Below are 24469 nucleotides of genomic sequence, written 5' to 3'. Positions count from 1 at the left end.
TTCACACCTCGTCAGCGATCGTGTTGCGCAAGATGCCGATGCCATCGGCCTCGACCTCGACGACGTCGCCGGGCTGCAGCCAGATCGGCGGATCGAAGCGAGCACCGGCGCCGGTTGGCGTGCCGGTGACGATCACATCGCCGGGAACGAGCGTAGTGAAGGTCGAGATGTAGTTGATGATCTTGCGGAAGGAAAAGATCATCCGGCTGGTGCGGTCGCTCTGGCGCACTTCGCCGTTGACGCGCGTCTGGAGCCTGATGTCGGCGATCTGCGCCTCGTCCGTGAACGGGATCAGCCAAGGGCCGATCGAGCCGGTGCGGTCGAAATTCTTGCCCTGGGTAACGTTGAACTTGGCATGGCGGACCCAGTCGCGGATCGTGCCCTCATTGCACAGCGACAGCGCCGCGATGTGGGATAGTGCCTCAGCCTCGGGAATGCGCCGGCCGGTCTTGCCAATGATGATGACGATTTCGCCTTCGTAGTCGAGCTGCGGGCTTTCCGGTGGTCGGATCAGCGGCTGATCGTGGCCGGTGAAGGAGCGCGGAAAGCGGATGAACAGGGAGGGATTGGAGGGCGCTGCCTGCCCATCCTTGTATTCCTCGTTGCGGTCGGGGAAGTTCACGCCGACGCAGATGATCTTCTCCGGGGCGGGAACAGGGACTTCGTAACGGATGTCCGACACCGGAAAATCGGGCTCCAAGCTCGCCGCTTCCTCAGCGAGCTTCAGCAGCACGCCGTCGGTTATAAGCTCGCGCAGCGTTGGCCACTTCGTGCCATGGCGGGCGGAAAGGTCAATGATTCCATTTCCGGCAAGAACGCCGTACCCACTGTGGCCGTTGCGGGTAAAGCTGACAAACTTCGGGTGAGACATCGTTTTTCTTCCTATTCAGTTCAGCCGATGCCGCCAAGGCAGACATATTTAATCTCGGTGAATTCCTCGATGCCGTATTTCGAGCCCTCACGGCCGAGGCCCGACAGTTTGACGCCGCCAAACGGTGCTTCGGCTGTCGAGATCAGACCCGTATTGACGCCCACCATGCCGTATTCCAATGCCTCGGCCACACGGAATACCCGAGCGAGATCTTTGGCGTAGAAGTAGGAAGCGAGGCCGAACTCGGTATCATTAGCCTGCTCGATGACGTCAGCTTCGTCCTTGAAACGAAACAGCGGCGCCAGCGGCCCGAAGGTTTCCTCGCGCGCCACCGCCATGTCCTTGGTGACGTCGCCCAAGATGGTCGCCTCGAAGAAGGTGCCGCCGAGCGCATGCCGCTTGCCGCCCTGCAGGATGCGCGCGCCCTTGCCCAAGGCATCGGCAATATGCTCCTCGACCTTGGCGAGGGCGGCCTTGTCGATCAGTGGCCCAAGGATGACGCCTTCGTCAAAGCCGTTGCCGATCTTCAGCCTGGCGACCGCAACTGCCAGCTTTTCTGCAAAGGCGTCATAGACGCCGTCCTGCACGTAGATGCGGTTGGCGCAAACGCAGGTCTGGCCATTGTTGCGATATTTGGCAATCAGCGCCCCTTCGACCGCCGCGTCGAGATCGGCATCGTCGAAAACGATAAACGGCGCATTGCCGCCAAGCTCGAGGCCGAGTTTCTTGATGGTCGGGGCGCTCTGCTTGTAGAGCTCGGTGCCGATTTCGGTCGAGCCGGTAAAGGTCAGCTTCCGCACCACCGGGTTCGAGGTCATCTCGGCGCCGATGGCCGCGGCCGAGCCGGTGATGACGCTGAAGAGACCCTTCGGCAGGCCGGCGCGCTCGGCGAGAACCGCAATGGCGATCGCCGAAAACGGCGTCTGCGAGGCGGGCTTCAAAACCATGGCGCAGCCGGCGGCAAAGGCGGGGCCGGCCTTGCGGGTGATCATCGCATTGGGGAAGTTCCACGGCGTGATTGCCGCGACGACGCCGATTGGTTGCTTCATCACCATGATGCGCTTGTCGGGCTGGTGGCCGGGGATCAAGTCGCCGTAGATGCGACGGCCTTCCTCGGCGAACCATTCGATGAAGCTCGCACCATAGACGATTTCACCGGTCGCCTCCGCCAGCGGCTTGCCCTGTTCGAGCGTCAGGACGCGGCCGAGGTCTTCCTTGTTCTCGATCATCAGATTGAACCATTTGCGAAGGACGGCGCAGCGGTCCTTGGCAGTGCGGGCAGCCCAACCCTTCTGCGCCAGGCGAGCGGCCTCGATGGCCGTCCTGGTCTCGGCGGCACCCAGCTTCGGCACGAGACCGATGATCTCGCCAGTCGCCGGGTTGTTCACCTCGATGGCGTTGTTCGGATCGGCCTCGATCCAATTATCGCCGACAAGAGCGGCTTGGCGGAACAGGGAAGGATCTTGCAATTTCATGGCTGGCTCCTCACCAAGCATTAAGAAAACAGCGGACGCTTTCGCGCCTGCCCAGCTGGAGAAATTCAGGGCGCAACGATCGGCTGGGCCTTCAGCACGGAATCGCGCACCTCGGTGCCGGCAAAGGTGCTGCCTTCCTCGAACCAGGATTTCGGCGCCGGAGCTCCCCAGAGCGTCTGGCGCTGCGGATCCTTGAGATCCCATTTGATCGGCTCGAGATCGGGATCGACCGTCTGATAATCCGAGCAATAGATCTCGATACGATGGCCATCCGGATCACGGATATAGAGGAAGAAGGCATTCGAAATGCCGTGCCGGCCCGGTCCGCGCTCGATATTGGGCAGCCAACCGGTGGTCGCCATCAAATCGAGCAGGTCGATGATATTGAGCGGCGTCGGAACCCAGAACGCGGTGTGATGCAACCGCGGGCCGCGACCATTGGTAAACGCAATGTCGTGGACGCCACCCTTGCGGTGCGTCCATGCAGCCCAGAGCTTGCCGGTCTCCTCGTCGGCGGTGTATTCCGTCACCCGGAAGCCGATCTCATTGTAGAAGGCGACGCTTTCGTCGACATTCGGTGAGAAGCAGTTGAAGTGATCGATGCGGAGCGGTTTCACACCTCTGTATAGTGCATATTTCTGGTGGATCGGCGGCAGGCGGTCCATTTTCGAATAGAATTCCAGCGGAATACCGTGCGGATCGCGAGTGCGGAAGGTACGCGACTGGTAGGGCCGCTCTACCCATTCGACTGGCAGGCCCTTGCCCTTGAAGAAATGCTCGGCCTTGTCGAGGTCCTCGTCGGAGAACACCTTGAAGCCGAGATCGCGTGCTTCGGCGGCGGCTTCTTTCTTCAGCACGATGCAGTGATGCCCGCGTTCCTCGAGCGCACGCAGATAGATCGTGTCTGCCGTCTCGTCGGTCACCTGCAAGCCGAGCGTGTCTACGTAAAAGGCGCGCGATTTCGCAAGGTCGGTCACGGCAAGCTCGACATGGCTGAGGCGCACGATGTTGAAGGGCGGATAAAGATTGGGTGTGGGCAGGGGCATGGGGTTCTCCTCCAAATTCAATAGGGTGTCCGGTGCACTCAGCCGCCGAGTTTCTGGATCGCATGCGCCTTGGTGGCGAAAGCAACGTTTTTGGTCTCCATGTAGAAATCGAAGGACCAATCGCCGCCGTCACGGCCGATGCCGGAATTCTTGACGCCGCCGAAAGGGGTCGGCAGATGGCGAACGTTTTCCGAGTTCACCCAGATCATCCCGGCCTCCAGGGCATCGGTGAAGCGGAAAGCGCGGGTGACGTCCGAGGTCCAGAGATAGCCCGTCAGGCCGTATTGCACGTCGTTGGCAAGCGCCAGTGCATCGGCCTCGTCCTTGAAGGGGATCGCGGTCAGGACAGGCCCGAAGATTTCTTCCTGCGCGATACGCATATGGTTGTTGGCGCCGGTGAAGAGGGTGGGGGATACGTAGCATCCGCCACCCGGCCCATCGAATTTCGCACCGCCAGCGGCAACCGTCGCGCCGCCGGCTTTGCCGATCTCGATATATTCCAGCACCTTCTTTTCGTGCACGGGGTGGATCAGCGGGCCGACCACAGTTTCTGGATCGAGGGGGTGGCCGACCTTGATGCGCTTGGCCTTCTCGGCGACCATTGCCGTGAATCGGTCGTAGATGCTTTCCTCCACCAGCAGACGGGAGGAGGAGGTGCAGCGCTCGCCGTTCAGCGAATAGATCATGAAGACGGCAGCATCGGCGGCGCGCTCCAGATCGGCATCGGCAAAGACGATGACGGGGTTCTTGCCGCCAAGCTCGAAATGTACGCGTTTCAGCGTATCGGCACCCTGTTTCATGATCATCGAGCCGGTACGGCTCTCACCAACAAAGCCGATTGCCTTGATGGCAGGATGCTCGGTCAACGCCTTGCCGGCGTCCTCGCCGAGGCCATTGACGAGATTCCAGACGCCCTTCGGCAGACCAGCCTCTTCGGCGATTTCGACCAGCAGCCGCGCAGTCAGGGGCGAGAATTCAGCCGGCTTGTGGACGATCGAGCAGCCGCTGGCGAGCGCCGGTGCAATCTTCCATGTCGACAGCATGAAGGGCGTATTCCATGGCGTAATGACGCCGACCGGGCCGATCGGTGCGCGGGTGGTGATATTGACTTGACCATCCGCACGCAGCGTTTTGCCGTCACGGGCTTCCACGGCGCGATCGGCGAAGAAGCGGAAATTCTCTGCTCCGCGAAGGGCTGCCTTCGCCATAAATTTCAGCGATTGTCCGGTATCCATGCATTCCGTGAAAGCGATCTCCTCGGCGCGCGCGACGATGGCATCGGCTATTTTGTGCAGCAGCGCCTTGCGCGCACCGCCGGGCATTGCCGCCCAGGCGGGAAAGGCCGCCTTCGCTGCCTTCGCTGCCCGGTCCACATCGGCCGCCTTGCCATGCGCCACCTTTGCCAGCACCTTCAGATCGACGGGAGAGATGATATCGAAGGTCGTGCCGTCGGCGGCCGGCACCGCTTCGCCATCGATATGGTTCAGCACGCCCCGCGCGCGGAAGCGGGCCAGATAGGCCTCCGCTTTTGCAATGTTGTTTTCAAATGTCGACATTTTTTCTCCAATATTGCTGGTCTTGCCGCGCCGGACTGCGAGGCAGTTGCCGCGCTTTTCCGTTTGCTGCGTCTGGATTCAGGCGGGCTGCTTAGCTGTTCGTTTTGCGAAGACGCGGATGAATGGCGTTTTTCTTCCAGCTGAGCGCCGGATCGATCTCGCGGATTTCAAGCGTGAGTGCAAAATGCGGCGTCTGGAAAAGGGATTCCAGGTGCTGCGTCACCGCCTGGAAGATAGCTTCTCCGGTCCGGTGTTTGTCATCTTCGCTGCGTCCCTCGCCGATACGGAAAGACATGTCGATGAAGGCATTATCGGCAAGAAGATCCGCAATCGCATAGGCTTCGCACCGAATAGCGCGCACCCGCACCGCCCCGACCTCGAACAGGCCCGTTTTCAGGATTTCCATATGGACCACGCGACAAAGCGCGTCGAAGTCCACGGTTCGATCGAGATTGGCCGAATAATCCATCGTGAAATGCGGCATCGTTCCTCCCGCGCCACTCATATATTTAACATGTTAACAATATTTGCGGCCTTGTCAACGGTGATGGGCACTCGGCTCGTTGCGTGTCGCAAAAATTTGATCCATAGAACCCTTATGACGAGACAACCCCCTAAGACGGACCGCATAGTGCAGGACGCTCTTCTCCCCCGCGACACTCGCCGCTCGCTGCCGATTGCGCTGCTTCGGGCGCGTGAGGCGGTCATGGGGCATTTCCGTCCGATGCTGGCGCTGCATGACGTGACCGAACAGCAATGGCGGGTGATCCGCATTCTGGCGGAAGCCGGAACATTGGATGCCTCGGAGCTGTCGGAACGGGCCTTCATTCTTGCCCCTAGCCTGACGCGGATCATCCGATCCCTGGAGGAACGTGGCTTCATCACCAAGACCAAGGATAGTGAAGACGGTCGTCGAATCCTTCTTGAGATCACGGCCGCCGGGCTGAAAGTGATCAATGAAGTCAGCCCAGACAGCCGCATGATTTACACGGCGCTGGAGCAGCGGTTTGGTCGGGAACGGATCGATACGCTGCTGGATATGCTCGACGAATTGGCGATGCTGCACAAATAGTTGGATGTCTCCCATGCGTTGGTAAAGCAAGGCGGCAGACAGCCCGCCTGTTCAACCTCCGAAGCTGCCAAGTTGCGTCGGGACATGAACGTAATTCCGGTCAAAATACAGTAACGCGTTGCCATCGGGGCGGGATCGGATGCCGGCGATTCGCCCGATGAAAATGTGATGGCTGCCGACAAGTCTTGCCTCGGACAGCTCGCAGTCAAATGAGACGATCGCATCGGCGAGAGCATCCGTACCTGAAGGCATTGCGACCCAATCCGCAGAGGCGTAGCGCGCCTCCATATCGGCGGTTGCTCCGGCGAATTTCCCGGCTAGCTCTCTGTGGTCGTGACTTAATACGTTCACGCAGAACCGGTGGTTTTCCAGAAACAGTGCGGTTTGGGCGGATCGGCTATTCATGCAGACGAGCAGCGTCGGCGGCTCATCCGTGACGCTGCACATGGCCGTGGCGGTGAATCCGCCGCGACCGGCGGGACCATTGGTGGTGATGACATTCACCGGCGCGCAGACGCGCGCCATGGCGTTGCGGAACTCGGTTTTGGAAAAGGCTTCCTCCATGGTCGCCTCCTATTCCGCGGCCGACTTGAACGGGTCTGCAGCACCGATCGGCGGCAACCAGGTATCGCCGGTCCAGCCGTTTTCGTCGTAGTCGCTCATGCAGGTATCGACCAAGGCCTCCATTTCGCGCAACCGTCCGCCACGCTCGGCCCCCTTCAGCACCTGAAGCCGAACTTCTTCCGGCGCACCGGCATAATTCAGCTCATAGAGCGCATGCCGCCCGCCGAACTCGGTTCCGGTTGCGTCCCACAAAAGCTTCATGATCTTGATGCGTTCGATATGGCCCATGTCGTTGGAGCCGCGCACATACTGGCCGAGATAGCGATCAATCTCCGGATTGCCGAAATCCTTGGCCGAGGACGGCAAATAAATCAGTCCCGAGGCGACGACCTTGCGAATCGTCTCGATGACGCGGGGATAGGCTTCCGACATGAAGGTGCGGTAGGCGAGGGCCGCTTCCAGATTGGGGAGCACCGCGCCGTTCGCCCAAGGGATTGGATTATAAGCCATCGCGTTGGAGAAGCTCCAGAACATGTGGCGCAACGCAATGACTTCACCGAGTGCGGCCTGATTGCCGCGGAAGGCATCACCGCCGGTCGCCCGCAAAGCCTTGGCGAGCAGGCCTGCCAGGAAATCAAGTTTGACGGCGAAACGCGTGCAGCCCTGGAAGCAGTAGCCGTGCATGAAGCCGGAAGCGGGATGGAAGGACAGGATCTTCGGCGCATCGCGCAGGACCAGCACGTCCTCCCAGGGGATGAAGACGTTGTCCAGAACCAGGATGGCGTCGTTTTCATCGAAGCGGGAAGAGAGCGGGTAGTCGAACGGCGTGCCGACACGATTTGCCGTTTCCTCATAGGAGACGCGGCAGAACATCTTGATGCCGGGTGCATTCATCGGCACGATGAACATCACCGACAGCGACGGGTCTTCCGTAACCGTCGCCGAGCTTTGCGCCAGGAAATTGTAGTGCGTCAGCGCAGAAGACGTCGCCACCACCTTGGCGCCCGAGACGTAGATGCCTGCATCGGTTTCCTTGGTGATGTGAACGAACACGTCTTTCACGGCATCCGCCGGCTTGTGGCGGTCGATCGGCGGGTTGACGATCGCGTGGTTCATGAAGAGAGCCGCTTCCTGGGCGCGCTTGTGCCAGGCGAGTGCATTGTCCTTGAAGGGACCGTACCAGTCGGCATTGGCGCCCAGCGTATTCATCAATGCCGCCTTGTAGTCGGCGGTGCGGCCCATCCATCCGTAGGACATGCGGGCCCAATCGGCGATCGCGCCCTGCTGGGCAACGAGATCGGCGGAGGACCTTGCGACACGGAAATATTTGTGGGTGTAGCCTCCGGAGCCGGTATCGGTCGGCGATGTCAGGCGATCCTTCGTCTTCTCAGCATGCAGTGCATCGTAGAGCCTTGCAAGCGATCGCACGGAATTGCGCATCGACGGATGCGTGGTCACGTCCTTGACACGCGCGCCGTTGATGTAGACCTCGCGGCCGTCGCGCAGGCTGGCGAGATATTCTTCGCCGGTGAAAGGCCGCTTTGTATCGGCCCGGAACTCTTCTGCTCCCATCGTCTCCTCCTATGATGTCAGTCAAAGCTAGTCCTTGCGTCCGCCCTCCACCATGGACAGAATAGGGAAATCACTTGAACTTTTCTCGGTGGCCGGCATGAACGATATCGTCCCAAGTTTCTTTGTTTACGGCGAACCGGATCGCCCTTTGGAGATCGGTTTTCTTCATGTCGAAACGGTGATGGCGCGAGCAAATCTCCATTCCGGCCAAGTTCGAGCCCATAAACATGATCGAATGATGCAGGTCACATTCTGGACCAGCGGCAGCGGATCCTATTTCATAGAGGACCAACGTTTGGACTTTTTGGCGCCTGCCGTCAGCTTCGTGCCGAGCGGCGTCATCCATGGCTTCAACGTCGATCCGCTTGTCTCAGACGCGGTCGTCGTGTCGATCGCCGACAGTCTCCTGCCGTCGATCGCCGGTCAGACGACGTTGCCGCTGGATCGCCCGGTGATGGTGTCGGGGCAGGGCGCGGAGGCGTTCTGGGAGAGACTTCGGCGGACCGTGCAATTAGTCCTGGAGGAGTACGCCGAGGGGAGAGGCCAAGCCGATACAATCCTTTCACTATTGGTTGCCGCCATGCTGTCCCAGATCGGACGCTTGGCGTCGGACGCCCCGATGCTGGCGCAATCGCCGCAACGCTTTCTTGCTGCCGAGCTTCGACGACTGATCGACCGGCACTTTCGTGAGAACTGGCCAGTCGAGCGCTACGTTTCGAGCCTTGGCACCACGCCGCATCTTCTTGCCAAGGCCGGGCACATGGCTTTCGGCCAGGGCGTCAAGGGCATGATCGCCGAGCGCCGTCTGCTCGAGGCCAAGCGATTGTTGCTGTTCACCATCCGTCCGCTCGAGGACATAGCCTACGAGGTAGGTTTGAAGGATGCCGCGTATTTCTCGCGCTTCTTCCGCAAGCGAACGGGCATGCCGCCGAGCGAATGGCGGCGGCAAAACACAGCCGCTGAGGCCGGATCGGGAGTGAACGATTCTATTTAACATGTGAAATATATTGACAGCGCGATCGATCTTCGACACTCTTTCATTCTACCGGTCTCAGGTGTTGCCGCCTTTTTGCGCTTGTGGGAGAGTCGCGCGAGACGGACATGTCGTTGACTGACACTGTTGGGAGGCAGAGTTGGAGCTCTTGAACAATCAGGCCCTGATGCAACACGCATGGGCAACCGTTCCCTATGATCAATGGACCAGTGATCTCCAATCGATCTGCGGCAACTTCAATCCGAAAGCAATGGAGAGCGGCAAGGCCGTAACGGGGGCAGCCCGGCGTATCGATGTCTGCGGTATGGAGTTCGCCCATGTTTCCAATGATCTCGATCGCGTCCATCGAGATTGGGATGACATTCGCCGAGACGCCAACGAACACCTTTTTCTCATCATGCAGCTCGAAGGGTCCTGTGGTCTCGAGCACGTCGGCCTCCAGGCAGTCCTGGATGTCGGTGATTGCATTCTCGTCGACTCGACCCGGCCCACGACATTCCATTTCGGTGGACAGTTCAGCAATCATCTGTCGCTGCATTTGCCACGCCAGATCATGTATGCCGAAAGCCCGATCGATTTCGACATCGCCCGCAAACTCGAGGCCTTTGACCCGATGGCAATGATGCTGCGTGCGCTGGTGGCGAAGATCATGTCCAATTCGGCATCGGATGCCGCGTCTGCCAATCTGCGGCAGCTGATGTTCAATGCGACGCGACAGGCCTTCGTCTCAAACGGCGACGCCATGTCCGCTCTCAATGACAGCGCTTCGCGGCGGCTGGAAATGGTCGACATACTGATCGACCGACACCTGACCGAGAGCGATCTCAGCGCCAAGTGGCTGGCGACACGGATCGGGGTATCCATCCGCACGTTGCAGCAGGATTTTCAAGGTATCGGCATGACCTGCACCACGGTCATCCGTGACAAGCGGTTGCGCCTCGTGCGTGAAAAGATCGCGCAGATCAAAGATCAAAGAAGCCCAAGGACGATCGCGGAAGTCGCCTATTCTGCCGGTTTCAATGATATTTCCTATTTCAATCGCAGCTTCAAGGATCTGTTCGACTGCGCGCCGACCGATCTGCTCAGGCCGGGGACATCGACCGCACAATAGTGCGGTTTAACTACTTGATGAGCCGCCGGCCTGTTGCGTTTGAAACCAAGTCGCGGCGCGCTTCTGCCCAAGACGGTTTTCTTCTGCCCCGTCATACTCCTTCCAAAGCTCAGGGAGGAGCCAATCGTGAAGCAGTACAGTCTGTTCATCGGCGGAGCACGCATCGAGACCGCAACCTATGCCGAGGTTCGCAACCCATCGACCGGCGAAATCGTCGGTCAGATGCCGCTGGCGACGCCGGCGGATCTCGACCATGCCGTTGCCGCAGCCTCAGTCGCCTTTCGGACCTGGAGCCAGGTGTCGGAAGAAGAGCGCCAGGCCGCCTGCCGCGCCATTGCCGAAAAGATCGCAGCCAATGGCGAGGAGCTCGCGCGGCTTTTGACGCTGGAGCAGGGCAAGCCGCTCAATGGTCTCGGCTCCCGGTTCGAAATCGGCGGCGCGCTTGCCTGGACACGCCACACGGCCGAACTGAATCTGCCGGTTGAGATCCTGCAGGACGACAATGAGGGCCGTGTCGAATTGCACCGCAAGCCAATTGGCGTCGTCGGTTCGATCACACCCTGGAACTGGCCGGTGATGATCGCATGCTGGCATATCGTGCCGGCGGTGCGGGCCGGCAATACGGTCATCATCAAGCCTTCGCCGCTGACGCCACTGTCGACGATCCGTCTTGTCGAGATCATGAACGAAGTGCTGCCGCCCGGCGTCGTCAATGTCATCACCGGCGAAAACAGCATTGGTGCGGCGCTTTCCGCCCATGACGGTGTCGCCAAGATGACCTTCACGGGCTCGACCGAGACCGGCAAGAAGGTCATGGCCTCGGCTGTGGCGACGTTGAAACGCCTGACGCTCGAGCTTGGCGGCAATGATGCCGGCATCGTCCTTCCCGATGCCGACCCCGCGCAGATCGCCGAGGGCCTGTTCTGGGGAGCCTTCATCAACAACGGGCAGACCTGTGCGGCGCTGAAGCGCCTCTATGTGCACGACAGCATTTATGAAGATGTCTGTGCAAGACTTGCCGACTATGCCGGCAGGATCGTAATCGGCGACGGCCTTGACGAAACCAGCATCCTCGGCCCGGTCCAAAACGAGATGCAGTTCAACAAGGTTCGCGAACTCGTCGATGACGCGCGCGCCAATGGCGGCCGCATTCTCGCCGGCGGCGCGCCGATCGATCGGCCGGGCTATTTCTATCCGATCACGCTTGTTGCCGACGTCGACCATGGCGTGCGTCTCGTCGACGAAGAGCAGTTCGGGCCGGCGCTGCCGATCATTCGCTATACCGATATCGATGAGGTCATCGCCCGCGCCAACACCAATCCCGCCGGGCTTGGCGGCTCGGTCTGGTCGGCGGATGCCGAAAAGGCCAAGCGCTATGCCATGCAGCTCGAATGCGGCTCGGTATGGATCAACAAGCACGGAACGATCCAGCCGAACGCGCCCTTTGGCGGCGTCAAGCAATCGGGCATGGGTGTCGAGTTCGGCGCCGAAGGGCTGAAGGAATTTACCACGATCCAGACGGTGTTGAGCTGAGCCATGACCAACTTCGAGTATATTATCGTCGGCGGCGGATCGTCCGGCTGCGTACTGGCAAACCGGCTGTCCGAGAACCCGCAAAATAAGGTTCTGCTGATCGAATCCGGTCGGCGTGACGCCGACCCCTGGATCCATATTCCGGCGACCTTTTTCAAGGTCCTCGGCAAGGGGGTCGACATTCACCCTTATGCATCCGAGCCGGAGAAGGGCCTCAATGGTCGCCCTTGCATTACCCCGCAAGGAAACGTGCTTGGCGGCGGCAGTTCCGTCAATGCGATGATCTACATCCGTGGCCACAAGAACGACTACGATACCTGGTCGCAGATGGGGTGTCATGGCTGGTCCTACGAAGATGTACTGCCGGCTTTCCGATCGCTCGAGAACAACGAAAGCCTCAATGGCGAGTTTCATGGCCGCAGCGGCGGCCTGCACGTCTCGAACCCCCGTCACCGGCACCCGCTGAGCGAAGCCTTCGTTCAGGCAGCCACGCAAGTCGGCATCCCGTACAATCCGGACTTCAACGGCGCCAATCAGGAAGGCGTCGGGTTCTACCAGAGCACGACGTATCGGGGACGTCGTTGGAGTTCCGCGCAGGCGTTCCTGCGTGACGCGGAGATCAGGCCGAACGTCACGATCCTGACCGAACGCAAGGTCGCCCGCATCCTGTTCGAAGGCCGGCGGGCGACGGGTGTGGCGTTGCAGGACGGCACCATATTCACCGCTTCCAAGGAAATCGCCCTGACGGCGGGTGCGATCGCGACACCCAAGATCCTGCAGCTTTCGGGCATCGGCGAGGCCGGGCATCTCCGCTCTCACGGCATCGATGTGGTGGCCGACCTGCCGGGCGTCGGCGCAAATTATCAGGATCATCTCGAAGCGCCGGTTCAGGGCGAGACCCACGAGCCGATCTCCATCCTCGGGCATGACAGTGGGATTCGCGCCGCCGGACACATGGCGCGCTACCTGCTGTCGCATCGTGGCCTGCTTTCGTCGAACGTCGTCGAATGCGGTGGTTTCGTGGACACCGCCGGCACTGGTCAGCCGGATGTCCAGTTCCATGTCCTGCCGGTTCTTGTGGGTTTCGTCGACCGCGATCCCGAACCCGGTCATGGTCTCAGCATCGGCCCCTGCTACCTCAGGCCGCGCTCGCGCGGCACCATTCGTCTCAGAAGCGCCGACCCGAATGACAAGGCGGAGTTCAACGCCAATCTCCTCTCGGACCCGGCCGACCTCGATACGCTGGTGCGCGGTGTCGAGACAGCGATCCGCATTCTGGATGCGCCAGCACTTGCGAAGCTTATCAAGCGACGCGTCCTGCCGAAACCGGGGGTCGAAAATGATCCCGCGGCATTGCGCGACTACATCCGCCAGACCGCCAAGACCGTTTTCCATCCGGCGGGCACGGCGCGCATGGGGCGAGCAGACGATCCGATGGCGGTCGTCGGGGCCGATCTGAAGGTGCGCGGCGTCGAAGGTCTGAGGGTATGCGACGCATCGGTGATGCCGACGCTGGTATCGGGCAACACCAATGCTCCGGTGATGATGATTGCAGCCCGCGCCGCCGCCTTCATGACAGGCAAGGCGATCGCCGGCTGAGGCAGATATTCCACGACGGAAGACGTTCGCGGGGAGTGCGGACAATAACGGAAACTGGAGGAGGAAACGATGAGAATAGATATGAGGGGGCTGGTGGTCGGCCTCGGCCTGACGCTGCTTTCGGCATTCAGTGCTCATGCCGCTGCGTCCTGCGGCGACAATACCGGCCAAGCCGCGACCGGCGAACCGATTGTCATCGGTGCGATCACCGGCAAAACCGGTCCGGACGATTTTTCGAATTCGACCAGGGCCGCCAAGGCCTATTTCGACTGCTTGAACGCCAATGGCGGCATCAAAGGGCGGCCGGTCAAATATCTGGTCGAAGACGATCAGTGGAATCCTGAGACGGCCGCTCAGCTGGCCGCCAAGCTCGTCAACGACGAGAAGGCGGTGCTGATGGTCGGCAATTCGAGCTTTGTCGAATGTGGCGCAAACGCGGATTTCTACAAGAAATCCGGCATTGTCGTCGTCGCTGGCGTCGGCGTTCCTCGCGAGTGCTTCTTTGCCGAGAACTACGCCGCGACGAATGCCGGGCCCCGCGTCTCCACGCTGGGCGCCATGGGCTACGCATTGGATCAGCTCAAGGCAAAGTCGGTGGTTTGCATCGGTCCGAACATCCCGAACGTCGGTACATGGTCCTGCGACGGCATTAAGTCTCTGGCCAAGGAAAAAGGCTTTATGGCGGAAACGATCCTGATGGATCCCGGTACGGCCGATTCGACCTCGATCATCCTGCAGGCGGCGGCTTCCAAGCCTGATGTCATTATCCTCGCCCTTCCCAAGGGCGTCACAATCCCGCTTCTGACCGCGGCCGAAGAACAGGGGCTCAACCAGACCATCAAGTTCCTAAGCGCGGCATCGGCTTACGACCTTTCGGTGCCCGGGACAATCGGCGCAGGCTGGGATGGAAACTTCTATGTCAACATGGAGTTCAACGATCTCGAAGCAGCGACGCCCGACAATCAGAACTGGCTTGCCGTCATGGACAAATATGGCCAGCCTTCCGACCCGCGCGACACGTTCGCCCAGGCCGGATATCTTGCCGCCCGGATTGCCGAGAAGGCACTGATGTCGCTTGATCCCAAGGACATCACGCGCGAAAGCACCAGTTCCGCCATCCGGCAGGTCAAAGGCTTTGCCAGCGATATTTTCTGCGCGCCCTGGTATTTCGGGGATGGTCAGCCGCGCCACAATGCAAATTCGACGACGCGCATGGCAGTCAGCGAGGGTGGCAAGTGGAAGGTGATTTCCGATTGCGCACCATCACCCGATCCGGAGTTGGCCGACATCCGCGCCTTTGAAAAGAGCGCCGGAATAGCCCCGTAAATTGAGGCATTTCGCACATCCCGTGGTCCGAGCCACGGGATATGCTGCCCGCCGTCTCTTCGGCAGCACATCGGAATCCGCTCATGACCTTTTTACCATTTCTGATATCGGGTCTCGGAATTGGGGCCGTCTATGCCCTCTCTGGCGTCGGCCTCGTCGTGCTTTTCCGGGCGACAGGTGTCCTTAACTTCGCCTTCGGCGCGTTTGGTGCTATCGGCGCGCATTGCGCCTGGCAGCTTCTCGAATGGAAAATGCCGCTTTCCGTGGCCATCCTCGCGGCCGTCGTCGTGTCCACGGCCACCAGCTTTCTTTACGGGCGGCTCTTTGCACCTATGCTATCGCATCGCGATACGGTCGTGCGTGCAGTCGGTACCTTGGCGCCGGCCCTGGTGCTGATCGCACTGATGGGGATCATCTGGGGTGAACTGCCGCGTCGCCTGCAGTTTCCGACCGATCAGATGTTCGCTTCTCTCTTCGGCGTTCGCCTCACGTACACTCGCATCATCGCTATCCTGCTTGCCGTCGTCATGGTCGGCGCGATCACGCTGCTGCTCAATCGGACGCGCCTTGGGCTCGACATGCGAGCCCTGGCCAACGACCGCGACCTGAGCGCAATCCTCGGTGTTCGCATTCTCTACACAGAAACGGCGGCATGGGTCATTACCGGCATTTTTTCCGGTTTCGCCGGCCTGCTGCTTGCCGACCTCGTCCGCCTCCAGGGCACGTTCCTGACTTTGCTGGTGATCCCAGCAATCGCGGCGGCAATTCTCGGCCAGTTGCGCTCGCTTTGGCAAACGGCCGCCGCCGGGCTTCTGATCGGCATTGCCGAAGCTGCGCTCACCCCGGTCGCCTGGATATCGCCCTATCGCGCGGCCGCACCTTTCATTATCGCGCTCGTCGCGGTCACGATCTTGGGGAGTACGGCCAAGGCCGTATTGAAGGACCGATGATGACTTCGCAGCAGACCATACAGGCATTGCCCGAGCGCGTTCCGGTGGCCCGGTTTCCCAAACAGCTTCTCCAGGTTCCCGCGACGATGGCTCTGTTTGCCGCCGTGGTCATGTGTTTTGCCAATTCCTACTGGCTGTCGGCCGCAACGTCGGCGGTGGCGCTGTCGCTCTCGGTGGCGGGCCTGGCAATCCTTTATGGGCAGCTCGGCCTTGTCTCGCTTTGCCAATTTGCGCTCGTGGGGGTTGGCGGCTGGGTAACGCTTCGTGTCGGCCACGCTTTTCACCCGCCGTTCGAGGTCAGCCTTCTGGCCGGAGGTATCATCGCTTCCTTGGTCGGCCTTGCCTTCGGCTTGCCGGCGCTGCGCCTGAGAGGGCTTTATCTTGCCCTTGTCACGCTGATGCTGGCGGGCGCGTTTCAGATCATCATCAGCGCCTGGGGCTTTCCCGACGGTGGCGACGGTTTTCTCGGCCGCGCCGACGGTTCGGGCCGCGCCATGCTTCCCCGGCCCGGAATTGCCGAGGGAGCGGTCGGCTATTTTCTCTATGTTTGCCTTGCTGCGACGATCGCTCTGCTGATCGCGCAATGGCACAAGCTGGGGCGACCAGGCCGCGCCTGGGCTCTGATCCGCAAAGGCGAGACGGTCGCCATTGCGAGCGGCGTCAATGTGCTGACCTATAAGGCATGGGCGTTTGCGCTCAGCGGCTTCCTCGCTGGTGTCGCCGGTGCACTGCTGGCCGGAAACGTCGGCCAGCTCGACGGTCGCGCCTTTGGCGCCTTCGAGAGCTTGAACCTCTTCGCGCTGGCAATCGTCGGCGGCGTCTACAACTGGTACGGAGCGCTGATTGCCGGGCTGCTGTTGCGGGCGGTGCCGGCACTGCTGACCGATCTCGGCATCGACGGATATGTGACCATCGGGATTTTCGGCGTTGCGCTGTTCCAGGCATTGGCGACGGCACCATCTGGCATCGCCGGGCAGATCGCCTCGCTGGTCACCCGGCTGCAATTCCGTTCGGCAAAGGAGAGGGCGCGATGATCGCCATCGACAATCTCGTCGTCCAGTTCGGCGGCGTCAGGCCGATCAATGAACTGACTGCGACACTCGTTGCGCCGATCGCCGGCCTGATTGGCCCGAACGGTGCGGGGAAGACAACCCTGCTGAATGTTCTCTCCGGTTTTGTCAGGCCGGCTCAAGGCAGCATCGCACTGAATGGCGATCAACTGCTGGATCTTGCCCCGCTGCAGCGCGTCCGCGCCGGCCTCCGGCGGTCTTTTCAGACCGAGCAGGTCGTCGAGGACCTGTCGGTGTCGGGCAATCTCGCCGCAATCGCAGATCACGTCGTCGCACCACTTCACCGTGCGGCGGCCGTCGATGCCGCACTTGCTTTTGTCGGCCTTCGCACCGTGGCCGATAAGCTGGGCCAGTCGCTCAATCTGTTCCAGCGCCGTCTGGTCGAACTCGGCAAATGCGTGATCGGCAATCCCAAGCTCATTCTGCTCGATGAGCCCGCAGCCGGCTTGACCGAAGAGGAGGGTGGGATGTTTCGCGAACTCGTATTGCGCATCCCCACCGAAGTCGGGGCGCAAGTATTGGTGATCGATCATGACGTCGAGCTCATTCGCGCCATGTGCAGCGAAACGATGGTGCTTGACTATGGAAAGCTGCTGGCGCTGGGGCCGACGGAAGCGGTGCTTGCCGACCCGAACGTGCGTCGCGCCTATCTGGGGGAATTCTGATGGCAGCGATCTCATCCGTGGCCGTCGAAAACCTCGCAGTCGAGCGCGGTGGCAAACGGGTCATTCACGATGTCTCCTTTGCAATACGGAGTGGAGAAATCACGGCATTGCTGGGTGCCAACGGCGCAGGCAAATCCAGCACTGTCATGGCGCTTGCTGGCGTCCTGCCAGTCGCTGGCGGCGCGATACGGCTCGATGCGAAGTCACTCAACGGGCTTTCGCCCGATCGCATACGCCGGGCCGGCCTGGCGCTGGTGCCGGAGGGGCATCGGGTGCTGGGCCAGCTCTCGGTGGAAGACAACATCCTCGTTGCCGCCCTCGACGGGTCACCATCCGGTCGCCGCGAGGGGCTTGAAAGGGCCTATGAGATATTTCCGGAACTTGCCCAGCGCAAACGCCAGCTGGCTTCCGATCTCTCAGGGGGGCAGAAGCAGATGGTCGCGATGGCACAGGCATTCATCGCCAAGCCGGGCTTCATGGTGGTCGACGAGCTTTCGCTTGGGCTGGCGCCGGCTGTGGTGAAACGGCTGGCGGAAGCGCTGAAGATTGCGGCCCAAAACGGCATCGGCGTGCTCCTGATCGAACAGTTCGCCAATCTTGCTCTCGATCTTGCCGACCACGCGATGGTCATGGAGCGCGGCCGGCTGGTCTATGACGGTGCCTCCGAAACGTTGAAGGCCAATCCCGAAATCCTGCATGGCGCCTATCTGGCAAGCTGATCTCAAGGAGAGACGATGACCTTTGCCGACGATCTTTTTACTGGCCGCACGGTCGTCATTCCCGGCGGAACATCGGGCATTGGGGCTGCGACGGCTGAGCGCTTTGCTGCGCTCGGTGCCCGGGTCGTCTGCTGCGGCCTTGGCGCCGCCGGCGGACCACGCAGCGAGCGGATCGAGAGCCGGGACATCAACGTCCTTCAGCCCGGCGCTCTCGACGATTTCTTCGCGAGCCTCAATCAGATCGATGTCCTTGTAAACTGCACCGGGGTCAGCCGCGATCGTGACGAGTGGAAGAAAGAGACATTCGATGAGGTCATCGCAATCAACCTGACATCCGTCATGGATTGTTGTCGCTTGGGCCGCAGCCGGATGAAAACCGGATCGTCCATCATCAACATTGCGTCGATGTATTCGACGTTCGGCGCGGCCGATCGGCCAGGCTATTCGGCCAGCAAGGGAGCGATCGTACAACTGACAAAGTCGTTGGCGCAGGAACTTGCGGCGGAGAATATCCGCGTCAACGCCGTCGCGCCAGGCTGGATCGTAACGCCGCTGAGCCGGGCATTGTTTGCCGATGAAGTCTTTTCGGCGCCGATCAGAAACCGCATACCGGCGGGACGATGGGGCGAGGCGGCGGAAGTCGCCGACGCGATCGTCTTCCTGTCGTCCGAGGCGGCACGCTACATAACCGGCGTCTGCCTGCCGGTCGACGGCGGCTACCTGACCTCATGAGGAAGACAGCATGGAACCGGTTTTCTCATCCGTTAAAGTTGCAGGGGGAAGGGATTTTCCGAGCGTTGCCCGCAGCTTGTTCGGCAATGTGCGGCTCGATTTTCAATCGGGTGACGAAGATCAAAGCCGGCTGTTGTCGGCAATGCTCGGTGCCTGCCGCCTGACGCTGCTGGAAGCCGATCCGCACACGGTTTTTGGCGAGCGCGTGACCCTCGGCTCGGACTCTCCCGATGCCATCAAACTGGTCATACAGACACATGGCTTTTCGTCCCTCAACCAAAATGGCCGTAGCGTTCCAGTCGGCGCCGGCGCGAGCATCATGTATGATCCAAGCCGTCCCTATGTGCTGACCAACAGAACGGCTGTCCGCCTGCTTCTCCTGCAATTGCCGCGTGGCGCGCTTCCAGTTCAAGCGGTCAACCGGCTGATGGAGCCATTTGTCGCCATGCCCGAACATGCGGGGATGCAGCGCATCCTGCTTTCGCTGATGGATTCGACAATCCGGGAGATCAGCGAGTTGGACGATACCGCACGCGCCAGTCTCGGCCAGACGATGATCGAACTGGTTCGCACCATGATCGGCGTCGATCCGCAACGGGAACGATCAAGCGCCCATTCCCTCGACCTGCTGCGAAGGCGTATGAAGGACTTCGTCTCGGACCACATTTCTCGGCCCGATCTCGACGTCGCCATGATCGCGCGCCGCATGGGTTGCTCCGTACGCTATGTCTATCGTGCATTTGAGGCCGAGGGCACGACACCGGCCGACTATATCTGGAGCCTGCGACTGGAAAGAGCCGCGTCCCGGCTCCGTGACGCGGCATGCCGCCTAGGCGAAATATCCGAGATTGCCTTTGGGCTCGGGTTTTCTTCGAGCGCGCATTTCTCCCGGGCGTTTCGTGGCCGCTATGCGCTTTCGCCCTCCGACTGGCGAAAGGGCGGCCCGGCGTGAATTCGCGAGGCCGCCACGCGTTTATCGCATTGCGTCCGCCACACGCAGCGTGTCGGTGAATTGTTCGAAGCGGCGGATCTTGCCGTCTGCGACGCTCCAGACGTGAACGACACGCGCCTTGAAGGACTTGCCGGTCTGTCTGTAAGTCCCGGCATAATCACCGATTCCGATCACGTCGCTGCCTGCATCCAGCAGCCGTTCCAGGGCGAACGTGTAGCCGTCGAAGGCTTCTCCGAGTGCGAAGAAAACGTTTTTGAAAACCTCTTGCGGACCGACATAGGTGCCGGCACAGGGAAAGCCATCCATTTCCGTCCATCGGCAATCGGCGGCGATGTCGGCAAGCATGCCGTCCATATCCCGGCGCGCGTTGGCGTCGTAGTGTGCCTTCACGATTTCATAGGCTGTGCGCATCGTTCTGCCTTTCAGACGGGTTCCTGCCCGGGGAGATAGTAGGTCATCGACGCCTTGCGGATGAAGGCACCGGCCGGGCTGTTCTGGATATGGCCATCACCAGTGATGCCAAGGAATTTGCCGGTCGAACGCATATCTTTGAAATTGTAGAAGAATGTCGAGGCGACAGCGATCTTGAATTCCCGGAAGGTGAAGATGTACTGGTCGTCGTCGAACTTATAGGTGGTCGTCAGGTCGACGTCACCGTGCCCGCGCTGCACGCCGACAAGGCATTGCCATGCATAGCGTTGCGACGAGAGATAGGTATGTTCGTAGACGTGGTTCGGGCTATAGGTGAAATGTGCTCTCAGCCCGATCAGGTCGCGGCTTTCGACCGGCACCGGTCCGCTCACTACGCCGCCTTCGAGAATGCCGGGTCGGAAAATCTGCGCCACCTGCGGCTCTCCGATGGATTGCTCCTTTTCGCGCACGATCGAATAGATCGACAGAACGCGGCGGCTGGAAACGTTCAGGATCAAGGTCTCGGCTTCTTTGGGTCGACCCGCGAAAATGACTTCGACGAAGAAGGTGTCGGGCGCGACCTCGATGACTTCGACCTTGTCGGTCGCGCTGTCATCGCCGTCCGACCATTGCACATTGTTTTCGTGGAAGGTGAGTTGAAGCTTGCGAGCATCGTCAAAGACGATCGTGTGGGATGAGCCGGAAAGGGCATTCGTCGCCGGCAGACGGTTCGCGTCGATCCCATATGCGAACTGATCGTAGGTTTTCCAGTCTTTCGGATTCTGGTTCATTATCGTCTCCTCCTCAGGTGAATGCGAGCGTGGGCAGATCGACGGTCCCGGCTCCGCCGTCGACGGTCAGGATGGCACCGTTGACCATCGTGGCTTCCGCCGAGGCCAAGAAGCAGACGGCATTGGCGACATCTTCAGGCGTTGCGGGGCGGCCAAGCGGCACGTCCTTCGTCACCAGGGCATAAGCGTCCTCGATGCTCTTCAGTTTGAATTTTTCCATGATGAATTCCATCTGCTCGTCGGCCATCGCGGTCGTCACCCAGCCGGGGCAAACAGTATTGGTCCTCACGCCAAGACGGCCGTAGTCCCGAGCCAGCGACTTTGCCAGGCCGATACAGCCGTGTTTCATGGTGACGTAGCCCGCGGCATCCGGACCGGCAAAAAGTCCCGCGATCGAGGCAAGCACGACGATATTGCCCTTACTCTCGATCAGATGCGGCAACGTCTCGCGCGCGCTGACGAAGGCCGTATTGAGATTGAGCCTGATGGCCAGATCCCAAGTCTCGTCCGACATGCTGACCGTGGGACCGACACCGTGGCCCCCGGCATTGGCCACGAGAATATCCAGTCCGCCGAACTGCTCGGCGATGGCAAGGACGGCAGTCTTCATGCTGGTGCCGTCAGCTGCATCGGCGACAACGACCGCGGCTCCGATCTCTTCGGCAACGGCGTGAAGTGGGTCCGGACGCCGCCCCACGAGCGCAACGTTGCCACCCTCCAACCGAATCCGGCGCGCAACCGCGGCACCGATTCCCGTTCCCCCGCCCGTAATCAAGGCCGTCTTGTTCTTGAAGCGCATGATGTCTCCTCTCACCCTTGAGGAACATCATGGCCGAAAGCAGCGGAGCCGTCGTGTCCACGTCTGCAATTGGTTTTGACTGAGCGTGCACAGATGTTGGTTTCGAGTCTAAGGCCTCGCGCCACGGGCCGAGCAAGGGCTTAGACCGGCAGCGCGATAGTGGTTATCTGCAGGGCTTGTTGCGATGCTGAAAACGTCGCCGAAACATCACCGCGGACATCCAAGCTTCTCAAAGTGAGAAAAGTGCAGCGCAGCTTTGCCGTTGAGTACGGATCTGCGCGGCGAATAGTCAATTCCAATCCGAATTGGATCTGGGGAGACATGGATCTCAAGTTCGTAATAGCCCAAGACGAATCTTGTCAGCATGAGATTCATCGGCGCCCCTCCCAGGGGCCACCAGAGCACAGGGTTTGCGGTTCAATTCCCATCAAGAGCGGGATGACCACCGTTCGATCGAAGTGCGACGCGAGGTGCTCCCGGGAAGATCCTTGAGACACTTCATGCCGATGACCTCGGCACAAGCCGTCCCCGCATGACAACCATTTCGGCATCGCGCTTGCCCGTTATCATTGCGACCATGGCGTTGATCATCTCGTCGGTGGGCTGTTCGTAGCTGGTTAGTTCGTAGGCAGGAGCCCCGCCGAGTTCGATATTGTCGAAGCCGACGACTGCCAAGTCTTGCGGAACCCCAAGACCGAACTCTCTGCGGGCAACGTCCATCGCTCCCAGCGCCAAAATATCATTTTCACACATCAATACATCGATGCGCGATCCGGGCGAAGTTGCGTTCAGATAAGTGCGTGCCGATTCGGCGCCGGCCAGGGCGCTGTATCTTTCCGCGGCCAATTCTGTGACGCCTTCGACACCTTTTCGTCGCCAGAAATTTGCATAGTGATGACGCCTGCCGAGCGCCGTCGACAGGGTTCTCGCCCCGGTCATGAAGCCGGGACGGCGATAGCCCTTGTCGAAGAGGTAATCGACGATCTCGCTGAGAGCGATTTCTGCATCGCAGGCAATCGCGGGAACGCCGGGGATTTGGCTGTCTCTCGCAAGAACGAACATCGGGGGGAAACCTCGGCCAAGCCGTCGATCACCCAGCGTTTCCTCGCGAAAGGCCGTACCGAACAGGATCACGGCATCGAATTGTCGTTGGTCAGCATTGATCAAGGCGTGAACGTGATCGAAATGGCGGTTGATGTTGATCAATACTGTCAGCAGACCCTCCGCCTGCAGGCGCTCGGTCAGCGTCTCCAGAACCGGAAGCTTATGCGGATTGGCGAAGTCGTCGACGAAGACGGCGACCTGATGGGTGGTGTTCGTCGCGAGGCTTCGGGCAAGCAGGTTGGGCGAATAGTTCAGGGTCTCCGCCGCCCGAAGCACCTTTTGCCGGCTTGCGTCCGCAATGGACGCACCTGGCGTGAACGCACGGATGACGGTCCATTTCGACACGCCGGCGGCTTCCGCCACCTCTTTCGCCGTCGCCCGTTTGCGCATGACTGCCTCCTCTTGAATGGAATGAATATTCCACAAAAAAATAAAAATGGAATGGATGCTTGATTTTTGTCGACAATAAAGTAGTTTTGTCGAGCTTGCTACCGGGTGCAATAGGAGTTGCTACCGGTAGCATTCGCAAGTTCGCATGGAGCGGACTGTGTTTTGGGAGGGTAAAATGAAATTCGGTGTGAAATCGCTTCTCACGAGTGCGGCCGTTGCTGCTGTGCTCATGTGCTCTTCGGCAATCGCCAACGCGGCTGACATTCGCATCGTCGCCGTCACCCACGGCCAAGCCAATGATCCGTTCTGGTCGGTCGTCAAGAACGGCGTCAACGCAGCGGCGAAGGACATGGGTGCCAGCGTCGATTATCGCGCTCCGGAAACCTTCGACATGGTGTCGATGGGGCAGCTCATCGATGCTGCCGTCAATCAGAAGCCCGATGGGCTTATCGTCTCCATTCCAGACGCCTCGGCACTCGGCCCATCGATCAAGAAGGCTGTCGCCGCCGGTATCCCGGTTATCTCCATCAATTCCGGTTCTGACGTTTCAAAGGAGCTGGGAGCACTTCTCCATGTCGGCCAGGACGAATATACCGCCGGCAAGGCCGCCGGCGCGAAGCTGCAAGAGCTGGGCGGCAAGGAAGGCCTGTGCGTGAACCAGGAGGTCGGCAATGTTTCGCTCGATCTGCGCTGCAAGGGCTTTGCCGACGGTTTCGGCGGCAAGGTCACGGTACTACCCGTCAGCAACGATCCGGCAGATGTCCGCGCGAAGGTCAAGGCGGCGCTGAGTTCCAATACTGCCGTCGACACTGTCATGGCGCTCGGTGCCGGCACGGCCGGCGAGCCGTCCCTGGCTGCCGTCGAGGATGTCGGAATGACCGGCAAGATCAAGGTGGCGACATTCGACCTTTCAGCTGATTTCCTGAAGGCCGTGGCCGATGGGAAGGCAGCTTTTGCGATCGATCAGCAGCAGTTCCTACAGGGTTATCTGCCCGTCGTATTTTTGGCCAACTACGCCAAATACGGGCTTATCCCGGGGGGGAATGTTCCATCCGGCCCGAACCTTATCACCAAGGAAAAGGCTGCCCAAGTTGTGGATCTTTCCGCCAAGGGCATTCGCTGACCGCAATTGCCGTCAGGCATTCTCCCGGACTCTCCTCCTCCTTG

Annotated in this window: 24 protein-coding genes and 1 pseudogene; 14 read left to right on the top strand and 11 right to left on the bottom strand. The window is 60.3% G+C overall.

The features are described 5' to 3' along the window. Position 1: 1 nt before the first annotated feature. The 5 genes from ACIPSK_RS10320 to ACIPSK_RS10300 all read right to left on the bottom strand — a co-directional run bounded on the left by ACIPSK_RS10320 (position 2) and on the right by ACIPSK_RS10300 (position 5432). A complete protein-coding gene (locus ACIPSK_RS10320; RefSeq protein ID WP_162117649.1) occupies positions 2 to 871 on the bottom strand; it encodes a fumarylacetoacetate hydrolase family protein in 870 nt (289 codons plus the stop codon). Positions 872 to 891: 20 nt separating this feature from the next. Further along, positions 892 to 2346, bottom strand: a complete 1455-nt coding sequence (gene gabD / locus ACIPSK_RS10315; protein WP_446532924.1) for an NADP-dependent succinate-semialdehyde dehydrogenase — start codon at positions 2344 to 2346, stop codon at positions 892 to 894. Positions 2347 to 2411: 65 nt separating this feature from the next. After that, a complete protein-coding gene (gene hpaD, locus ACIPSK_RS10310; RefSeq protein WP_162117647.1) occupies positions 2412 to 3392 on the bottom strand; it encodes a 3,4-dihydroxyphenylacetate 2,3-dioxygenase in 981 nt (326 codons plus the stop codon). 38 nt (positions 3393 to 3430) lie between these two features. Beyond that, positions 3431 to 4948: a 5-carboxymethyl-2-hydroxymuconate semialdehyde dehydrogenase gene (gene hpaE, locus ACIPSK_RS10305; protein ID WP_162117646.1), complete on the bottom strand. Its 1518-nt coding sequence runs from the start codon at positions 4946 to 4948 to the stop codon at positions 3431 to 3433. A 91-nt stretch (positions 4949 to 5039) separates the two neighbouring features. Continuing rightward, on the bottom strand, positions 5040 to 5432 hold the full coding sequence (locus ACIPSK_RS10300) for a 5-carboxymethyl-2-hydroxymuconate Delta-isomerase (protein ID WP_162117645.1): 393 nt from the start codon (positions 5430 to 5432) through the stop codon (positions 5040 to 5042). Positions 5433 to 5546: 114 nt separating this feature from the next. On the opposite strand from ACIPSK_RS10300, the gene hpaR reads away from it, so the two are divergent. After that, on the top strand, positions 5547 to 6020 hold the full coding sequence (gene hpaR / locus ACIPSK_RS10295) for a homoprotocatechuate degradation operon regulator HpaR (protein ID WP_162117644.1): 474 nt from the start codon (positions 5547 to 5549) through the stop codon (positions 6018 to 6020). A gap of 51 nt (positions 6021 to 6071) precedes the next feature. Here the strand turns inward: hpaR and ACIPSK_RS10290 are convergent, their stop codons facing one another. Continuing rightward, complete coding sequence (locus ACIPSK_RS10290) at positions 6072 to 6584, bottom strand: flavin reductase (protein ID WP_018073576.1); 513 nt, start codon at positions 6582 to 6584, stop codon at positions 6072 to 6074. 9 nt (positions 6585 to 6593) lie between these two features. Continuing rightward, positions 6594 to 8156, bottom strand: a complete 1563-nt coding sequence (locus ACIPSK_RS10285; protein WP_162117643.1) for a 4-hydroxyphenylacetate 3-hydroxylase N-terminal domain-containing protein — start codon at positions 8154 to 8156, stop codon at positions 6594 to 6596. Positions 8157 to 8208: 52 nt separating this feature from the next. Here ACIPSK_RS10285 and ACIPSK_RS10280 point away from each other — a divergent pair, with 52 nt between their 5' ends. The 11 genes from ACIPSK_RS10280 to ACIPSK_RS10230 all read left to right on the top strand — a co-directional run bounded on the left by ACIPSK_RS10280 (position 8209) and on the right by ACIPSK_RS10230 (position 19807). Further along, positions 8209 to 9150: a helix-turn-helix domain-containing protein gene (locus tag ACIPSK_RS10280; RefSeq protein ID WP_162117642.1), complete on the top strand. Its 942-nt coding sequence runs from the start codon at positions 8209 to 8211 to the stop codon at positions 9148 to 9150. 166 nt (positions 9151 to 9316) lie between these two features. Next, positions 9317 to 10261, top strand: a complete 945-nt coding sequence (locus ACIPSK_RS10275) for a helix-turn-helix domain-containing protein (RefSeq protein ID WP_409518807.1) — start codon at positions 9317 to 9319, stop codon at positions 10259 to 10261. Between the two features lie 126 nt (positions 10262 to 10387). After that, the gene (locus ACIPSK_RS10270; protein ID WP_130767512.1) at positions 10388 to 11794 is read left to right on the top strand and encodes an aldehyde dehydrogenase family protein; all 1407 of its coding nucleotides are present in this window, start codon (positions 10388 to 10390) and stop codon (positions 11792 to 11794) included. A gap of 3 nt (positions 11795 to 11797) precedes the next feature. Next, on the top strand, positions 11798 to 13393 hold the full coding sequence (locus tag ACIPSK_RS10265; RefSeq protein ID WP_162117640.1) for a GMC family oxidoreductase: 1596 nt from the start codon (positions 11798 to 11800) through the stop codon (positions 13391 to 13393). 69 nt (positions 13394 to 13462) lie between these two features. Beyond that, entirely contained in the window at positions 13463 to 14719 is a 1257-nt protein-coding gene (locus tag ACIPSK_RS10260; RefSeq protein ID WP_162117639.1) for an ABC transporter substrate-binding protein, read from the top strand. 83 nt (positions 14720 to 14802) lie between these two features. Continuing rightward, positions 14803 to 15669 (top strand): branched-chain amino acid ABC transporter permease, encoded by an 867-nt coding sequence (locus tag ACIPSK_RS10255; RefSeq protein ID WP_162117638.1) that lies wholly within the window; start codon positions 14803 to 14805, stop codon positions 15667 to 15669. Next, a complete protein-coding gene (locus ACIPSK_RS10250) occupies positions 15666 to 16703 on the top strand; it encodes a branched-chain amino acid ABC transporter permease (RefSeq protein ID WP_170282754.1) in 1038 nt (345 codons plus the stop codon). Before ACIPSK_RS10255 ends, ACIPSK_RS10250 begins: the two co-directional genes overlap by 4 nt. After that, on the top strand, positions 16700 to 17404 hold the full coding sequence (locus tag ACIPSK_RS10245) for an ABC transporter ATP-binding protein (protein ID WP_162117637.1): 705 nt from the start codon (positions 16700 to 16702) through the stop codon (positions 17402 to 17404). The genes ACIPSK_RS10250 and ACIPSK_RS10245 overlap by 4 nt, the downstream gene beginning before the upstream one ends. Beyond that, positions 17404 to 18123: an ABC transporter ATP-binding protein gene (locus ACIPSK_RS10240; protein WP_162117636.1), complete on the top strand. Its 720-nt coding sequence runs from the start codon at positions 17404 to 17406 to the stop codon at positions 18121 to 18123. Before ACIPSK_RS10245 ends, ACIPSK_RS10240 begins: the two co-directional genes overlap by 1 nt. A 15-nt stretch (positions 18124 to 18138) precedes the next feature. Next, positions 18139 to 18855: an SDR family NAD(P)-dependent oxidoreductase gene (locus tag ACIPSK_RS10235; RefSeq protein WP_162117635.1), complete on the top strand. Its 717-nt coding sequence runs from the start codon at positions 18139 to 18141 to the stop codon at positions 18853 to 18855. A 10-nt stretch (positions 18856 to 18865) separates the two neighbouring features. Beyond that, entirely contained in the window at positions 18866 to 19807 is a 942-nt protein-coding gene (locus tag ACIPSK_RS10230; RefSeq protein WP_446532923.1) for a helix-turn-helix domain-containing protein, read from the top strand. A 21-nt stretch (positions 19808 to 19828) separates the two neighbouring features. On the opposite strand, the gene ACIPSK_RS10225 is transcribed toward ACIPSK_RS10230, so the two are convergent. Genes ACIPSK_RS10225 through ACIPSK_RS10215 form a run of 3 tightly spaced genes read right to left on the bottom strand, consistent with a single transcriptional unit; the run spans position 19829 to position 21808 of the window. Then, on the bottom strand, positions 19829 to 20218 hold the full coding sequence (locus tag ACIPSK_RS10225; RefSeq protein WP_017968736.1) for a nuclear transport factor 2 family protein: 390 nt from the start codon (positions 20216 to 20218) through the stop codon (positions 19829 to 19831). An 11-nt stretch (positions 20219 to 20229) separates the two neighbouring features. Beyond that, a complete protein-coding gene (locus tag ACIPSK_RS10220; RefSeq protein WP_162117633.1) occupies positions 20230 to 21009 on the bottom strand; it encodes a MoaF C-terminal domain-containing protein in 780 nt (259 codons plus the stop codon). A 13-nt stretch (positions 21010 to 21022) separates the two neighbouring features. Beyond that, positions 21023 to 21808 (bottom strand): SDR family NAD(P)-dependent oxidoreductase, encoded by a 786-nt coding sequence (locus ACIPSK_RS10215; RefSeq protein ID WP_162117632.1) that lies wholly within the window; start codon positions 21806 to 21808, stop codon positions 21023 to 21025. Between the two features lie 234 nt (positions 21809 to 22042). Between ACIPSK_RS10215 and ACIPSK_RS10210 the strand changes: the two are divergent. Continuing rightward, positions 22043 to 22159, top strand: a pseudogene (locus ACIPSK_RS10210) (transcriptional regulator); the annotation flags it as partial. A 147-nt stretch (positions 22160 to 22306) separates the two neighbouring features. On the opposite strand, the gene ACIPSK_RS10205 reads toward ACIPSK_RS10210, so the two are convergent. Beyond that, the gene (locus ACIPSK_RS10205; RefSeq protein ID WP_017968733.1) at positions 22307 to 23302 is read right to left on the bottom strand and encodes a LacI family DNA-binding transcriptional regulator; all 996 of its coding nucleotides are present in this window, start codon (positions 23300 to 23302) and stop codon (positions 22307 to 22309) included. A gap of 175 nt (positions 23303 to 23477) precedes the next feature. On the opposite strand from ACIPSK_RS10205, the gene ACIPSK_RS10200 reads away from it, so the two are divergent. Further along, entirely contained in the window at positions 23478 to 24425 is a 948-nt protein-coding gene (locus tag ACIPSK_RS10200; protein WP_017968732.1) for a sugar ABC transporter substrate-binding protein, read from the top strand. Positions 24426 to 24469: the final 44 nt, after the last annotated feature.

Source organism: Rhizobium sp. LARHSG275 (assembly GCF_052871115.1).
Note: the sequence above shows the minus strand (reverse complement) of the source record. Positions and strands in the feature narration are given on the sequence as shown.

Coding starts and splice junctions, on each gene's coding strand:
- ACIPSK_RS10320 (WP_162117649.1), bottom strand. CDS start 871: ATGTCTCACCCGAAGTTTGTCAGCTTTACCCGCAACGGCCACAGTGGG.
- gabD (WP_446532924.1), bottom strand. CDS start 2,346: ATGAAATTGCAAGATCCTTCCCTGTTCCGCCAAGCCGCTCTTGTCGGC.
- hpaD (WP_162117647.1), bottom strand. CDS start 3,392: ATGCCCCTGCCCACACCCAATCTTTATCCGCCCTTCAACATCGTGCGC.
- hpaE (WP_162117646.1), bottom strand. CDS start 4,948: ATGTCGACATTTGAAAACAACATTGCAAAAGCGGAGGCCTATCTGGCC.
- ACIPSK_RS10300 (WP_162117645.1), bottom strand. CDS start 5,432: ATGCCGCATTTCACGATGGATTATTCGGCCAATCTCGATCGAACCGTG.
- hpaR (WP_162117644.1), top strand. CDS start 5,547: ATGACGAGACAACCCCCTAAGACGGACCGCATAGTGCAGGACGCTCTT.
- ACIPSK_RS10290 (WP_018073576.1), bottom strand. CDS start 6,584: ATGGAGGAAGCCTTTTCCAAAACCGAGTTCCGCAACGCCATGGCGCGC.
- ACIPSK_RS10285 (WP_162117643.1), bottom strand. CDS start 8,156: ATGGGAGCAGAAGAGTTCCGGGCCGATACAAAGCGGCCTTTCACCGGC.
- ACIPSK_RS10280 (WP_162117642.1), top strand. CDS start 8,209: ATGGACAGAATAGGGAAATCACTTGAACTTTTCTCGGTGGCCGGCATG.
- ACIPSK_RS10275 (WP_409518807.1), top strand. CDS start 9,317: ATGCAACACGCATGGGCAACCGTTCCCTATGATCAATGGACCAGTGAT.
- ACIPSK_RS10265 (WP_162117640.1), top strand. CDS start 11,798: ATGACCAACTTCGAGTATATTATCGTCGGCGGCGGATCGTCCGGCTGC.
- ACIPSK_RS10260 (WP_162117639.1), top strand. CDS start 13,463: ATGAGAATAGATATGAGGGGGCTGGTGGTCGGCCTCGGCCTGACGCTG.
- ACIPSK_RS10255 (WP_162117638.1), top strand. CDS start 14,803: ATGACCTTTTTACCATTTCTGATATCGGGTCTCGGAATTGGGGCCGTC.
- ACIPSK_RS10250 (WP_170282754.1), top strand. CDS start 15,666: ATGATGACTTCGCAGCAGACCATACAGGCATTGCCCGAGCGCGTTCCG.
- ACIPSK_RS10245 (WP_162117637.1), top strand. CDS start 16,700: ATGATCGCCATCGACAATCTCGTCGTCCAGTTCGGCGGCGTCAGGCCG.
- ACIPSK_RS10240 (WP_162117636.1), top strand. CDS start 17,404: ATGGCAGCGATCTCATCCGTGGCCGTCGAAAACCTCGCAGTCGAGCGC.
- ACIPSK_RS10235 (WP_162117635.1), top strand. CDS start 18,139: ATGACCTTTGCCGACGATCTTTTTACTGGCCGCACGGTCGTCATTCCC.
- ACIPSK_RS10230 (WP_446532923.1), top strand. CDS start 18,866: ATGGAACCGGTTTTCTCATCCGTTAAAGTTGCAGGGGGAAGGGATTTT.
- ACIPSK_RS10225 (WP_017968736.1), bottom strand. CDS start 20,218: ATGCGCACAGCCTATGAAATCGTGAAGGCACACTACGACGCCAACGCG.
- ACIPSK_RS10220 (WP_162117633.1), bottom strand. CDS start 21,009: ATGAACCAGAATCCGAAAGACTGGAAAACCTACGATCAGTTCGCATAT.
- ACIPSK_RS10215 (WP_162117632.1), bottom strand. CDS start 21,808: ATGCGCTTCAAGAACAAGACGGCCTTGATTACGGGCGGGGGAACGGGA.
- ACIPSK_RS10205 (WP_017968733.1), bottom strand. CDS start 23,302: ATGCGCAAACGGGCGACGGCGAAAGAGGTGGCGGAAGCCGCCGGCGTG.
- ACIPSK_RS10200 (WP_017968732.1), top strand. CDS start 23,478: ATGAAATTCGGTGTGAAATCGCTTCTCACGAGTGCGGCCGTTGCTGCT.